Raw genomic sequence first — 13,315 nt, forward strand, 5'->3', positions numbered from 1 at the left:
GAACCTCATCACCGGCGACTTTGCCCGCAGCAAGGGCGCCACCACCGCCGGCGTGCGGCCGGAGCATCTGCTGCTGTCGAAGGAAAGCGGGCTGTGGCAGGGCAAGGTCACCGTCGCCGAACATCTCGGATCGGATACCTTCCTGCATCTCGAGGTGTCAGGCATCGGCCCGATCACCGCCCGCACGGACGGCGAGTTCGAATGCAGGCATGGCGATACCGTCTTCATCACCCCGGACGAGACCAAGATACACAGGTTTGATGAGAAGGGTATCGCACTATGACGGGAAGACTGGAGGGCAAATCCGCGCTGATAACCGGCTCGGCACGCGGCATCGGCCGCGCCTTCGCTGAAGCCTATCTGCGCGAGGGTGCGACGGTTGCCATCGCCGATATCGATTTCGAGCGGGCGAGCAAGACCGCCCGCGAGATCGGCGAGAACGCCTATGCCGTCGAACTCGATGTGACCAAACAGCATTCCATCGACACCGCCATCCGCACCGTGGAAGGCCAGGCGGGCGGGCTCGATATCCTCATCAACAATGCCGCACTCTTTGACCTCGCACCGATTGTCGAGATCAAACGCGAGAGCTACGAGCGGCTGTTTTCGATTAACGTATCCGGCACGCTGTTCATGATGCAGGCCGCCGCAAAAACAATGATTGCTCGGGGAAAAGGCGGCAAGATCATCAACATGGCAAGCCAGGCGGGCCGGCGCGGTGAGGCCTTGGTGGCGGTTTATTGCGCCACCAAGGCCGCCGTCATCAGCCTCACGCAATCGGCCGGTCTCGACCTCATCAAACACGGCATCAACGTCAATGCCATCGCGCCCGGTGTGGTCGATGGCGAGCACTGGGACGGTGTGGATGCGCTGTTTGCGAAATATGAAAACCGCCCGGCCGGCGAAAAGAAGCGGCTGGTCGGCGAGGCTGTGCCCTTCGGCCGTATGGGCCGTGCCGAGGATCTAACCGGCATGGCGGTCTTCCTTGCCTCCGATGAGGCACAATACATCGTCGCCCAGACCTATAATGTTGATGGCGGCAACTGGATGAGCTGACCACCGGGGTTTCCCGGTGACCGGCACGAACAACGTTTCCCCTTTCGAGGATCGTGACATGACATGCAAACTCTCCCTCGCAACGCTTGACGAAGCCCAAAAAACGGCGGCGATTCCGGCCTATTCCCGTGCTGATCTCTCCGCCGGCATCGTGCATTTCGGCGTTGGTAATTTCCACCGCGCCCATCAGGCGGTCTATCTGGATGATCTGTTCAATACGGGCACGGACCATGACTTCGCCATCATCGGTGCGGGCGTGCTGCCTTCGGATGCGGTGATGCGCGAAAAGCTTGCGGCGCAGGATTTCCTGACCACCGTCGTGGAACAGGACAATAGTCGCACCGGTGCGCGCGTTACCGGGCCGATGATCGACATTCTGCAGGTCGGCGACACAAAGACGATTATCGATACCCTTGCCGATCCGAAGATCCGCATCGTCTCGATGACGATTACCGAGGGCGGTTATTTCATCGATGCCTCCGGTTCCTTTAACCCGCAGCATCCGGCCATTGCCGACGACGGGAAGAACCCGGCTTCGCCGAAAACCGTGTTCGGCTTCATCGTCGCCGGGCTGAAGGCGCGGCGGGACAAGGGGCTGCAACCCTTTACCGTCATGTCCTGCGATAACATTCCGCATAATGGCAAGGTCACGAAAAATGCCGTGGTTGGGCTCGCAGCCTTGTCGGATCCGGCCTTCGCCAACTGGATCGGCGAAAATGTCGCTTTCCCCAATTCCATGGTTGACCGCATCACGCCTGCCACCGGCGAGCGCGAACGCACTATCGCCCGCGACGATTTCGGCATCGACGACAACTGGCCGGTCTTCTGCGAAGAGTTCAAGCAATGGGTGATGGAGGATAATTTCCCTGCAGGTCGCCCGGCGCTGGAGAAGGCCGGCGTGCAGTTCGTTTCTGATGTTGCGCCCTATGAGCACATGAAAATCCGCATCCTCAATGGCGGCCATGCGGCAATCGCCTATCCGGCAGCACTGCTCGATATTCATTTTGTGCATGAGGCGATGGAGCACCCGCTGATCCGGGCGTTTCTGGCAAAGCTTGAAAATGAAGAGATCATACCGGTCATTCCACCGGTTCCCGATACAAATCTTGCCGACTATTTCGCACTCATCGAACGGCGTTTCCTCAATCCGAAAATCGGCGACACCATTCCGCGTCTGGCGCAGGACGGCTCCAATCGCCAGCCGAAATTCATTCTGCCATCCACCGCCGACCGGTTGGCTCGCGGCGAGGATATCGTCGGCCTTTCGCTGGTGTCTGCCCTGTGGTGCCGCTATTTTTACGGCACGTCCGACAGCGGCAAGGAAATCACCTTCAACGATGCGAGCGCCGAGCGTTTGCAGGCGTCCGCCATCAAGGCCAAGGATGACCCTGCGGCTTTCCTCGTCTTCGACGATATTTTCGGGGAGGTTGCCGAATCGGAACTTTTCCGTAAACGCTTTGCCCACGCATTGAAGACGCTGTGGCAAGAAGGCACGGCGAAGACCTTGCAGCTTTATCTGGATGACAAGCTGGCTGAAAAGTGACGTGAAATGGAAGACCGGACCGGGCCTCTGCTGATTTTCGATTGCGACGGCGTTCTCGTCGACAGCGAGCCGGTCTCGGTCTCGGTGCTCCTCGACATGCTCTCCCATCTCGGCGTGACGATGGAAGAGGAAGAGGCCTATGAGCGTTTTCTCGGCCGCAGCGTCGCCAGCATGACGGCGACGCTGTTTGAGGATTACGGCGTCGAAACCGACATTGATTTTCTCGATCATATGCGCGCGACGCTGTTCGAACGCTTTCGCACCGAGCTGCGGCCGATCGACGGCATTGCGCAAACGCTGGACCGGCTTGTGGCCCTCAGACGCTGCGTGGCCTCTTCCAGCCAGCCGGAGCGCATTCGTTATTCGCTGGGGCTGACCGGCCTGATCGACCGCTTCGAGCCACATGTTTTCAGCGCCACGATGGTGAAGAATGGCAAGCCGGCGCCCGATCTTTTCCTGCATGCGGCGCAGGCGATGGGCGCCGAGCCGCGTCACTGCATCGTGATTGAGGACAGCCCGGCCGGTATTGCGGCCGCAAAGGCTGCGGGCATGGGCGTTTTTGCCTTTACCGGCGGCTCGCATGCGCGCTTTCCCGCATTCCGCGAGAAGATCGCCGGGCTTGGTGCGGATGCCGTGTTTGACGCGATGCCGGATTTGGTCCAACTTGTCGGCAACTATGTGGGGAAGGGCGGTTTTGACGGCCAAGTGGAACGTGACGCAGGCTGAAGCGTATTTTGCCTGCCGTCGTCGGGTCGTTGCGCAAGGGATGGAATTACAGTCTTGATGCGTCAAAATCTCGTCGCTGTCGATGTCGGTACAGCCAGCGCGCGGGCTGGCATTTTCGATCCGACCGGCAGGCTTCTCGCCCGCTCCACCCACCCGATCCTGATGCAGCGGCCGCGTGAAAACCACGCCGAGCACGATTCCACCGATATATGGAATGCGGTCTGCATTGCCGTGAAAGCAGCCCTTGCCGATGCCGGCGTTCTGCCGCAAAGCATCGCCGCCATCGGTTTTGACGCCACCTGCTCGCTGGTCATTCGCGATGCGCGGGGAGAGCCGGTTTCAGTTTCGGTGACGGGTGAGGACAGGTTCGATACCATCGTCTGGCTCGACCACCGTGCGATCTCGGAGGCCGACCGGCTGACGGCCTCGGGCCATCGGGTGCTGGATTTTGCCGGCAACAGCGTGTCGCCGGAAATGCAGATGCCGAAGCTGATGTGGTTGAAGACGCATATGCCGGTAAGCTGGGGACGCATGTCCTTCGCCTTCGATCTGGCGGATTTTCTGACATGGAAAGCAACCGGTTCAACTAAGCGCTCAAATTGCACGCAGACGGCGAAGTGGAATTTTCTGGCGCAGGAAAATCCCGGCTGGCAGGCGGATTATCTGGGACTGGCGGGGCTTGCCGATCTGAAAGAGCGCGCCAGCCTTCCGGAAACCACGGTGATGCCAGGGGAGAGCATCGGCCCGCTTTCGCCCGAGGCGGCGGTGGAACTCGGTCTCGACACCGGCTGTCAGGTGGCGGCGGGCATGATCGATGCCTATGCCGGAGCGCTCGGTGCGCTGGGCGGTTGCCTTTCGGACGATGTCGGTCGGCATGTGGCGCTGATCGCCGGCACTTCCAGCTGCCTCGTTGCCATGTCCGAGCGGCAGATGCCCGGCCACAGCCTCTGGGGTCCCTATTGGCAGGCGATCCTTCCCGGTCACTGGCTGGTGGAGGGGGGGCAATCAGCCACCGGCGCGCTGCTTGATCATATCGTGCGCATGCATGCGGCGGGCGGTGAACCGGATACGGCGCTGCATGCCCGCATCGTTGCCCGTGTCACTGAATTGCGCGCGCTTGAGGGGGAGGCCTTTGCCGAGCGGCTGCATGTGCTGCCGGATTTCCACGGCAACCGCTCGCCGCTTGCCGATCCGCATGCGGTTGGCGTCATCAGCGGGCTGACACTGGATACCTCCTTCGACAGTCTTTGCCGCTTATACTGGCGAACCGCCGTGGCCATTGCGCTCGGTGCGCGCCATGTGCTCGATGCCATGGAGCGCTTCGGTTATTCGGTCGAAAGCCTGCACGTTACCGGCGGGCATGTGAAGAACCCGCTCTTGATGGAGCTTTACGCCGATGTGACGGGCAAGCGCATCGTGGTTCCCGCCACCGCCGATGCCGTATTGCTCGGCACGGCGATGACGGCGGCAGCGGCCGGTGGGGTGCATGCGAGTATTGTGGCGGCTGGCGCGGCCATGTATCCGGGCAATGCGGAAATTTCCGGAAATCCGGCGCTCACACCCCGTTATCAACGGGACTACCGCCGTTTTCTCGCCATGTATCGCCATCGTCAGGAACTGGAGAACCTCTGATTTTTGCCGGCAAATGGCGGGGGCAAAATCAGGAGTGGGTGAACACAGCTTGTTTCTTCTCCCCGCCGGGGAGAAGGTGGCCCGAAGGGTCGGATGATGGGCAACGCTGCCGAATATCTCTACCGTCGCCCCCTCATCCCGCTGCCGCGGACTTCTCCCCGGCGGGGAGAAGAAACAAGCGGGAAGCGCTCGCTCGCTCTAGGTCCCTGTTCAGAGCATGCTCCCAATCAGATGCCCAGCGAACGCTTCAGGCCTAAGAGGTTTTTCATCCGCGTTTTGCGCGTTTCATTGGCCTCCGCCATCAGGCTGCAGAGGGTAAATTCCATCAGGGAGACGAGCTGCAGCAGACCCTGGCCGCCATTATGAGCTTGAGGCAGCGCAAGACAGATATCGGCGCTTTCAGGACCCCATTCGTAAAACCGGGTGGTGATCAACAGGGTTCTGTAGCCGCCTTTGCGTGCGGTTGCTGACAGGTGCTGCAGGGGTGAGAGGCTGCCGCCGCAATCCATGATGACGAGAAGCGTCTGTGGCGGTTCGAAATCCCACAGGGCGACATAGGCGGCACTGTCGCTGCCGAGATAATGGACGTGGCCGCGACATTCCAGAAGCCGTCCGTGGAAGTGACGTGTGGCGCCAAGACCTTCCGGTGATGTCGCCAGAAAAACATCGGTTGCCGAGGTGATTTCGGTCATAGCCAGACGCCACATTGGCTGGGCGGTCATGTCGAATGCGGTCTGGATGGCCTGTATCTGCTGCGAGAGGAGTTGAGAAAACGGGTTGGACTGGCGCTCTCCGCTTTCGATCACCGTGGGCTGGTCCGGGCCAGCCGTCTGTTCCGCATGGCGCAGATCGGCGCGGATGTCGCTGAACTGCCGATATCCGAGCGAACGCAAGAAACGGCCGACCGTCATCGGGCTGAGGCCGAGCTTGGCAGCCAGCGTCTGCGCCGTTTCGAAAGGTAGCTCGTCCAGATGCTCGATCAGATATTTGGCGATCTTGCGCTCGGAAGGTGTGCCGGCCTTCATGGCACGGGTAAGATTCAACAGCAGCTTTTCCACCAACGCCTCATTTTTTATCATTATTGAACGATGATGCATCCGCGCGCGCGAAACGGGCGTGCGAACCACGATTTGACGGTGGGGGTAAGCTTTCCCGGCCTTGCCCTCCACCGGACAGGAATGCGAAATATTATAGATGGATTATTATATTTTAGAGATACCTTTTATTCAAGGGAAATTCCATCTCCGGTTTAATTTCAGACGTTTGGCGGCTTTCACCCTGTCTTGCAGAGCGCAGGCCCAGTTCTTATCTGTCGTTTGGTTAGAGAATTTCAACGCGAGAGGCCCCCGGGGAGTTCCGAATGATTCTTGATGCAGCGAGGCTGGCATTCCAAAATCTCTTTGCGACCGAGACCCGGTCGGTGTTCTGGAAGGTTTTGGGGCTCACGCTTCTCGTGCTGGCGGCACTGTGGTTCGCCATCCGCTCCATCTTTATCTATTTCGCCCTGCCATGGGTGGATACGCTTATTCCCGGCATACCCGACTGGGCGGGGTGGCTGACCTTCGTTTTCGCCATTTTTGCCGGCATAGGGCTGGCGCTGGCACTGGCATTGCTGATTTCGCCGGTCACCGCCGTCATTGCCGGCCTGTTTCTCGATGATGTCGCCGAAGTGGTGGAGAAAAAGACCTATCCCGATGATCCGCAGGGCAAGGCAATGCCCATCGGCGAGGCCGTGCTGTCGTCGATCAAGTTCTTCGGTGTCGTTATTGCCGGCAACCTCATTGCGCTTTTGCTGCTCCTGGTGCCGGGCGTCAACCTCATCGCGTTTTTCCTGGTGAACGGTTATCTGCTCGGCCGGGAATTCTTCGAATTTGCGGCAATGCGTTTTCGCTCGCCCGCCGAAGCACGGTTGTTCCGCTCCAAACACCGTACGACGGTTTTCATGGCCGGTCTGGTGATCGCCGCTTTCCTGGCCATCCCGTTCCTCAACCTTTTGACGCCGCTCTTCGCCGCCTCGATGATGGTCCATCTGCACAAGGCCGTCAGCCGGCGTGACCCCTCATTCGCCGCTGGCCGCACCGAACAGCTGCGCGGGTAGCTCCACCAGCGGGGCTGGAATGTCGAAGGTCTTTTCCGGCGACTTGCAGATATCGGCGATCACGCAGCGCTCGCATTCCGGCTTGCGCGCCTTGCAACAATAACGCCCGTGCAGGATCAGCCAGTGATGGGCATGGAACAGATATTGCTCGGGAATGATGCGGACGAGCCGGTCTTCCACTTCGTCCGGGGTTTTCCCCGGCGCAAGACAGAGCCGGTTGGCGATACGGAACACATGCGTGTCCACCGCAAGCGTGGGCACGCCGAAGGCCATCGACATCACCACATTGGCCGTCTTGCGGCCGACGCCGGGTAACATCACCAGCTCCTCGCGGGTCTTTGGCACTTCGCCGCCGAAGTTGTCGATCAGCATCTGCGACAAGGCGATGACGTTTTTCGCCTTGTTGCGGTAAAGGCCGATGGTCTTGATATGGTCAATCAGCTGCTCTTCGCCGAGCGCCAGCATCTTTTCTGGCCCGTCGGCCACCTTGAACAGTGCTCGTGTCGCCCGGTTCACGCCGACATCGGTCGCCTGCGCCGAAAGCGCCACCGCGACCAGGAGGGTGAAGGGATTGGTGTGTTCCAGCTCGCCTTTCGGCTCCGGCCGCTGAATGGAAAAACGCCGAAAGATCTCGGTCAGTTCGTCCTTCGAATAGGCCGTCTTCACCCGCGCTGGCTTACGCGCGGATGCCGGATTTGACTTTTTCAAGGTTTGGGTGCTGGATCGTTTTTTGGCGACTGTCATGGTCTATCTATAGCCAGCCCGCCCGAAGGAAAGCAACGTGGATACGCTTAACGACCAACCGATTTTCGCGGCGGAACTTGTTCCGCACCGTTCGCTTGGAAGAAGGGGATTCCGGCTGCTTCTTGCCCTGTCGGGGCTCGCCTGCCTGATCTATGGCGGCTTTTTCCTCGCCACCGGGGCATGGCCGGTCGGCCTGTTCTTCGGGCTGGATTTTCTGCTGCTCTACTTTGCTTTTCGCGCCAATTATCGCGCCGCAAAAGCACGGGAAGAGGTTCGCATCTCCCGCACCAGCCTGTCGATCCGCAAATTCTCTCCGGCCGGGCGCATGGTGGAACATCGCTTTAATCCCTTCTGGGCGCGCTTCAAGGTGCGGCGGCACGATGAGATCGGCATCGTTTCCATGCATGTGACGGGTGAGGGGCGGGCGACCGATGTCGGCTCGTTTCTCAATCCGGATGATCGGGAAAGTTTCGCCAAGGCATTCGGCGGCGCGCTCGCTACCGTGCGACGACGGACGTGACAGCGCGGCGCCTCTCATTCTCCGTTATGTCCGGGACAAGCACTGGGGTGGCGTTGCATAGGGGGGCGGGCGGGGAATCTACCCGCAAATGAAATCGGTGTTTCGCTCGCTCCGTGGTCGGCTCTTCAGCCTTTGCTGCCCGTAAGTTTCAAGCTGCCGTCGTCGTTGATGCTGACATCCAGTTCACCATAACCGCCAATGGAAAGATGCGCCGTTTCGATGGGATGGGAATGGGTGGCGTTGATGACCACCACTGTCGCGCCCATGCTTTCCCCGGCCTGAATACCAGCGGGCGCGTCTTCAAAGACAACACAGCGTTCCGGCGAGACGCCGAGCTTTTCCGCCGCCTTTTTATATCCTTCCGGGTCCGGCTTGCCGTTCACCACGTCTTCGGCGCAGATCATAATTGCGGGCGGTGTGAGGCCCGCCGCTGCCAGCCTGCGTTCGGCAAGCGCGCGAGCAGCCGAGGTGACGATGGCCCATTTGCCGGCCGGCAATTTTGCGAGAAACGCTGCCGCTTCGGGAATTTGAAGAATGCCGTCGACATCGTCCATTTCCTTCTGCAGCAGCATATCGGCCTCTGCCTGGACATCGAGACCCGGAACGGCCTCGCGGCGCACCACTTCCGAAGCGCGCATGCCGTGAATGCGCTGCAGGAAGGCGTTGGGCTCTATGCCATTATCCACGGCCCATTCGCGCCAGACCCGCTCCACCACAGCAATGGAATTGAGCAAAGTTCCATCCATGTCGAACAGGAAAGCGGCATAGTCTTGCGAAAATGTCTGGTTCTGCGGTGGGACTTTGCTGTGCATTTCATTCTTCCGTTGAAGGTGCCGGGCTTGCCCCCGTGTCTATAGCATCGGACGGCATAACGAAATCGCTTTTTCCCGCTTGAAGCCCATGACAGGCACTTGGCCGACGGCGGATAGTGTCCCGGAATCGGACGGTTCGCGTCTTACCGACTCGGGCAAGATGGGTTAGGGATGCTGGCGACGGATGCGGTCTCACGGAGCGTCAGGTTGCAGCAAGGCTCGACCGCTATCATGAGTTTTCGCAAGCGACGGAAATACGCAAAATCAAAAGCTAATGGATGTTTTTGAATGTTTTGCATGAGATTTTTCCTGACGAAAATTTCTTAACGAGACCGTCGCCTGGAGGGTGTCGTTAACCATTTGTTAACCATATTCGAGGTACCTAATTGTCAACGATTTGTTTACCAAGATGACCAAAGTGCTAACAGACCAGCGTTCGATCCGTATCAAAGGCCGCTCCTTCCTCGCGGTCGTCCTGTCCCCCGAATCTCCGGTCGATCAATGGCTGGAGCGGCTTGATGATCTCGCCGCCCGCTCGGCCGGCTTCTTCCTGTCGCGTCCGGTTGTTCTGGATGTGTCGGAACTGTCACTCGACAAGGCGGGACTGAAGTCGCTTCTCTCGGCGCTGACGGAGCGCAATGTCGGCATCATGGGCATTGAGGGCGTTCGCCCTTCGATGATCGAGCCGGGCATGCCGCCGTCGCTGAAGGGCGGGAAGCCCGCTTCCGATGTCGAGGTGGAGCCGGTTGCGGTTGCTGCCGAATTGCCGGAAGAAAAGCCGCGTGCTGCGGGCGAAATCCGTGCCGTGGTGCAGTCGCTGGTCATCAACGAGCCGGTTCGCTCCGGCCAGTCAATCATGTTTCCCGAAGGGGATGTGACCGTTATCGGTTCGGTCGCCTCGGGTGCGGAAATCATCGCCGGCGGTTCGGTGCATATCTACGGCGCCCTGCGTGGGCGTGCCATGGCCGGTTCGCTCGGCAACGTCTCGGCGCGCATCTTCTGCCGCAAGCTCGAGGCAGAGCTTCTGGCCATCGATGGCGTCTACAAGGTTGCCGAAGACATCGACGAAAAGCTGCGCGGCCAGCCGGTTCAGCTGTGGCTGGAAAACGATACGATCAGGGCCGAAAAACTTGGCTGATAAAACAGAGAAACAACTATTGGAACAGGAGAGCCATATGGGGAAGGTAGTCGTTGTTACTTCCGGCAAGGGCGGGGTTGGCAAGACCACCTCGACTGCAGCGCTTGGCGCCGCGCTGGCGCAGAACAAGCAGAAGGTCGTGGTCGTCGATTTTGATGTCGGCCTGCGTAACCTCGATCTCGTCATGGGTGCTGAACGCCGGGTGGTTTACGATCTCGTCAACGTCATTCAGGGCGATGCCAAGCTGACGCAGGCGCTGATCCGCGACAAGCGCCTCGAGACGCTGTTCCTGCTGCCTGCCTCGCAGACCCGCGACAAGGACAATCTGACGCCGGAAGGTGTCGAATGGGTCATCAACGAGTTGAAGAAACATTTCGACTGGGTGATCTGCGACAGCCCGGCCGGCATCGAACGCGGCGCAACGCTGGCCATGCGCCATGCGGATGTGGCCGTCGTCGTCACCAACCCGGAAGTCTCCTCGGTACGCGACAGCGACCGCATCATCGGCCTCCTGGATTCCAAGACGCTGAAGGCTGAACGCGGCGAGCGCATGGAAAAGCATCTGCTGCTGACGCGTTACGATTCCGCCCGCGCCGAACGCGGCGACATGCTGAAGGTGGATGACGTTCTGGAAATCCTCTCCATTCCGCTGCTCGGCATCATTCCGGAAAGCACGGATGTGCTGCGCGCCTCCAACGTTGGCGCTCCGGTAACGCTGGCGGATGCCCGCTGCGCCCCGGCCATGGCCTATTTCGACGCCGCTCGCCGCCTCTCCGGCGAGGACATTCCGGTCGTCATCCCCGGCGAGAAGCGTGGCATCTTCTCCAAGATCTTTGCAAGGAGGGCTGCATGAGCATCTTCAGTCTCTTCCGTAAACAGAAGTCGGCACCGCTTGCGCGTGAACGGCTGCAGGTGCTGCTGGCCCACGAACGGGCATCCTCGGGAACCGATCTCGTCGCTGTCCTGCGGGAAGAAATTCTTGCCGTGATTGCCAAGCATGTGCAGATCGACAGCGATAGGGTGCATGTGAAGATGGATCGCGACGAGCATGTCTCCATCTTGGAGATCGATGTCGAGATACCGTTGAGTGCGGACCTGCGCGCTGCATAAGATATTTTGCGAAAGACGCCGCCCTTCAACGGGCGGCGTTTTCATTTGTCTGCCGTCGTGTCGACGGGCCTTCGGAATATCTCGGCCAGATCGCCGGGCATTGGGCGTGTCAGGTTGATGCCGTTCGGCGGGATTGGCGCATTGAACCACTTTTCGTAGATTTTTTCGATTTCGCCACTCTTGTAGATTTGCCCCAACGCTTCATTGACAGCATCCCGGAAACCGGTATCCCCGTGGCGGAGCATCAGGCCGTAGGGCTGCGGCGGGGCGAGATATTCGTTCGATATGGAATAGTCGTCCGGCTTGCCTGTCTCGGCGACGAAGGACCGCAGAAGAATATCGTCCATGACAAAGGCGGAGGCACGGTTTTCCGTCACCATCTCGAAACCGCCTGCGGTGCTGTCATTCTGCAGAACGGCGATATTCAGCCCCAGCTTGCGGTTCAGCACATTCAACTGGCTGATGTTGATGGTTCCGGTCGTCACCACCACGGTGCGGCCGGCGAGATCGGCAACCGTGTTCAAGCGGCTGGATTTCAGCGCCACATAGCGCGTGCCGGTGATGAAATGGCTGTAGGAAAACCACACCGCCTTGCGCCTTTCCTCCGTGTTTGTACTCGCCACGCACTCAATGTCGATCGTGCCATCATTGAGAAGCGTAATGCGGTTGCTGGGGGTGCGTTTGACGAAGTCGATCTTCAGGTCCGGCAAGCCCAGTTTCGTCTTGATGGAATCCGCCACCCTCAGGCAAAGCTCGATGCTGTAGCCGATCGGTTCTGCGCCGGTGCCGAGATAGGAAAAGGGAATATTGTGATCGGCATAACCCAGCCTGATGGTGCCGGTCCTCGCAATGGTTTCGAGGGTCGGCGGTTGGCTGTCTTCACTTGCCGCCTGGGTGGATAAAAGGCTTAAAATTCCGAGTGCAAGCCCCAATGTCGATCTCTGCATCGCGCATCTCCAGCTAAAATGATCTGTCAAAACATGTCTTCATAATGCAGGCCGGAGGCAGCGCCCTCAGTCACGATATTCACTCGGATGTTCGTAAGCCTGTTTCAAACTCGCCGCCATCGGCAGGTTCAGGTTCATGCCGTTGGGCGGAATGGGCTTGGTGAACCATTTTTCATAGAGGTCGTGAATGGCAGGACCGTCGAAAATCTGCTTGAGGCTTTCATTGACTGCCGCCTTGAAGGCCGGGTCGTCGCGCCGGAAAACCAGCCCGTAGGGTTCCGGTGCGCTCAGCGTTTCCTGCGATAGCGCATAAAGGTTCGGATTTTCGGATGTCGCAGCCAGGGCTGCCAGCAGGATGCCATCCATGACGAAGGCGGAAGCCTTGCCGGAAACGACGAGCGCGAAGGCTTCCTCATTGGTTTTCGTCGGCATGACCGAGATATTGAGGTTCTTTTCCCGGTTTATGGCATTCAGCTGCTCGATATTGACGGTACCGGAAGCGGAGGTGACGGAACGGCCAGCCAGATCGGCAAGGTTTTTCAGATTGTCCTGTCTGCGCGATAGAAACTGCGTCGCGGTCATGAAGTTCGGATAGGAGAAATCGACGATTTTCCGGCGTTCGCTGTTGTTGGTCGTGGCGGCGCATTCGATATCGATCTGGCCGCTGCGGACGAGAATGAAGCGGGTGGCGGGCGTGGCCTTGACATATTCGAGCTCGAGCCTGTCGAGCTTCAGCTTCTTGCGGATATCCTCACTGATCGTCCGACAGAGATCGGTCGAGAAACCCGTCACCTCTCCATCCGGCAGCTGGTAAGAAAATGGCGGCTCGGCTTCGCGGTAGCCGATGCGGATTTTTGCGGTCCTGGCAATCTGCTGCAGCGTATCGCCTTCGCTGGCGGCCTGCAGCGGGGTGATGGGGGCAAAGCATGTGACGAAAAGGCAAAATACCGCAAGACGCATGTTATTTCCTTTTGGCCGGCGGCCGGTTT

General features: G+C 59.3%; 15 protein-coding genes. 10 read left to right on the forward strand and 5 right to left on the reverse strand.

The features are described from left to right. The 5 genes from EXN68_RS15740 to EXN68_RS15760 all read left to right on the forward strand — a co-directional run. Nucleotides 1-283: TOBE domain-containing protein (locus tag EXN68_RS15740; RefSeq protein ID WP_142841784.1), on the forward strand; the 283-nt coding region annotated here is incomplete at its 5' end. Continuing rightward, the gene (locus EXN68_RS15745) at nucleotides 280-1,056 is read left to right on the forward strand and encodes an L-iditol 2-dehydrogenase (RefSeq protein WP_142841785.1); all 777 of its coding nucleotides are present in this window, start codon (nucleotides 280-282) and stop codon (nucleotides 1,054-1,056) included. The genes EXN68_RS15740 and EXN68_RS15745, both read left to right, overlap by 4 nt. Before the next feature lie 58 nt (nucleotides 1,057-1,114). After that, entirely contained in the window at nucleotides 1,115-2,599 is a 1,485-nt protein-coding gene (locus EXN68_RS15750; protein ID WP_142841786.1) for a mannitol dehydrogenase family protein, read from the forward strand. A 6-nt stretch (nucleotides 2,600-2,605) separates the two neighbouring features. Further along, the gene (locus EXN68_RS15755; RefSeq protein ID WP_142841787.1) at nucleotides 2,606-3,325 is read left to right on the forward strand and encodes an HAD family hydrolase; all 720 of its coding nucleotides are present in this window, start codon (nucleotides 2,606-2,608) and stop codon (nucleotides 3,323-3,325) included. 57 nt (nucleotides 3,326-3,382) lie between these two features. Then, complete coding sequence (locus EXN68_RS15760; RefSeq protein ID WP_161991372.1) at nucleotides 3,383-4,957, forward strand: FGGY-family carbohydrate kinase; 1,575 nt, start codon at nucleotides 3,383-3,385, stop codon at nucleotides 4,955-4,957. Between the two features lie 227 nt (nucleotides 4,958-5,184). Here EXN68_RS15760 and EXN68_RS15765 read toward each other — a convergent pair whose 3' ends face one another. Next, on the reverse strand, nucleotides 5,185-6,018 hold the full coding sequence (locus EXN68_RS15765) for a MurR/RpiR family transcriptional regulator (RefSeq protein ID WP_142842073.1): 834 nt from the start codon (nucleotides 6,016-6,018) through the stop codon (nucleotides 5,185-5,187). A 299-nt stretch (nucleotides 6,019-6,317) separates the two neighbouring features. On the opposite strand from EXN68_RS15765, the gene EXN68_RS15770 reads away from it, so the two are divergent. Next, nucleotides 6,318-7,055, forward strand: a complete 738-nt coding sequence (locus EXN68_RS15770) for a sulfate transporter family protein (protein ID WP_142841789.1) — start codon at nucleotides 6,318-6,320, stop codon at nucleotides 7,053-7,055. Here the strand turns inward: EXN68_RS15770 and nth are convergent. Next, nucleotides 7,017-7,799, reverse strand: a complete 783-nt coding sequence (gene nth / locus EXN68_RS15775) for an endonuclease III (protein WP_142841790.1) — start codon at nucleotides 7,797-7,799, stop codon at nucleotides 7,017-7,019. The genes EXN68_RS15770 and nth overlap by 39 nt on opposite strands. Nucleotides 7,800-7,836: 37 nt before the next feature. Between nth and EXN68_RS15780 the strand changes: the two genes are divergently transcribed. Beyond that, nucleotides 7,837-8,319, forward strand: coding sequence for a DUF2244 domain-containing protein (locus EXN68_RS15780; RefSeq protein WP_142841791.1), 483 nt, complete (start codon nucleotides 7,837-7,839; stop codon nucleotides 8,317-8,319). A 125-nt stretch (nucleotides 8,320-8,444) separates the two neighbouring features. Here EXN68_RS15780 and EXN68_RS15785 read toward each other — a convergent pair whose 3' ends face one another. Beyond that, nucleotides 8,445-9,131, reverse strand: coding sequence for an HAD family hydrolase (locus EXN68_RS15785; RefSeq protein WP_142841792.1), 687 nt, complete (start codon nucleotides 9,129-9,131; stop codon nucleotides 8,445-8,447). A 409-nt stretch (nucleotides 9,132-9,540) separates the two neighbouring features. Here EXN68_RS15785 and minC point away from each other — a divergent pair, with 409 nt between their 5' ends. The 3 genes from minC to minE are packed head-to-tail and all read left to right on the forward strand — an operon-like array spanning nucleotide 9,541 to nucleotide 11,379. After that, nucleotides 9,541-10,269: a septum site-determining protein MinC gene (gene minC, locus EXN68_RS15790; RefSeq protein WP_161991362.1), complete on the forward strand. Its 729-nt coding sequence runs from the start codon at nucleotides 9,541-9,543 to the stop codon at nucleotides 10,267-10,269. 37 nt (nucleotides 10,270-10,306) lie between these two features. Next, the gene (minD, locus tag EXN68_RS15795) at nucleotides 10,307-11,122 is read left to right on the forward strand and encodes a septum site-determining protein MinD (RefSeq protein WP_046802075.1); all 816 of its coding nucleotides are present in this window, start codon (nucleotides 10,307-10,309) and stop codon (nucleotides 11,120-11,122) included. Then, the gene (gene minE / locus EXN68_RS15800) at nucleotides 11,119-11,379 is read left to right on the forward strand and encodes a cell division topological specificity factor MinE (RefSeq protein WP_046802074.1); all 261 of its coding nucleotides are present in this window, start codon (nucleotides 11,119-11,121) and stop codon (nucleotides 11,377-11,379) included. Before minD ends, minE begins: the two co-directional genes overlap by 4 nt. 41 nt (nucleotides 11,380-11,420) lie before the next feature. On the opposite strand, the gene EXN68_RS15805 is transcribed toward minE, so the two are convergent. Both EXN68_RS15805 and EXN68_RS15810 read right to left on the reverse strand, forming a co-directional pair. Beyond that, nucleotides 11,421-12,326 carry an amino acid ABC transporter substrate-binding protein gene (locus EXN68_RS15805; RefSeq protein ID WP_142841793.1) on the reverse strand — a complete coding sequence of 302 codons (906 nt, stop codon included), beginning with the start codon at nucleotides 12,324-12,326 and terminating at the stop codon, nucleotides 11,421-11,423. A 66-nt stretch (nucleotides 12,327-12,392) separates the two neighbouring features. Further along, nucleotides 12,393-13,286 (reverse strand): amino acid ABC transporter substrate-binding protein, encoded by an 894-nt coding sequence (locus EXN68_RS15810; protein ID WP_142841794.1) that lies wholly within the window; start codon nucleotides 13,284-13,286, stop codon nucleotides 12,393-12,395. Nucleotides 13,287-13,315: the final 29 nt, after the last annotated feature.

It is taken from the genome of Martinezella rhizogenes, from assembly GCF_007002745.1.
GTDB lineage: Bacteria > Pseudomonadota > Alphaproteobacteria > Rhizobiales > Rhizobiaceae > Agrobacterium > Agrobacterium cucumeris.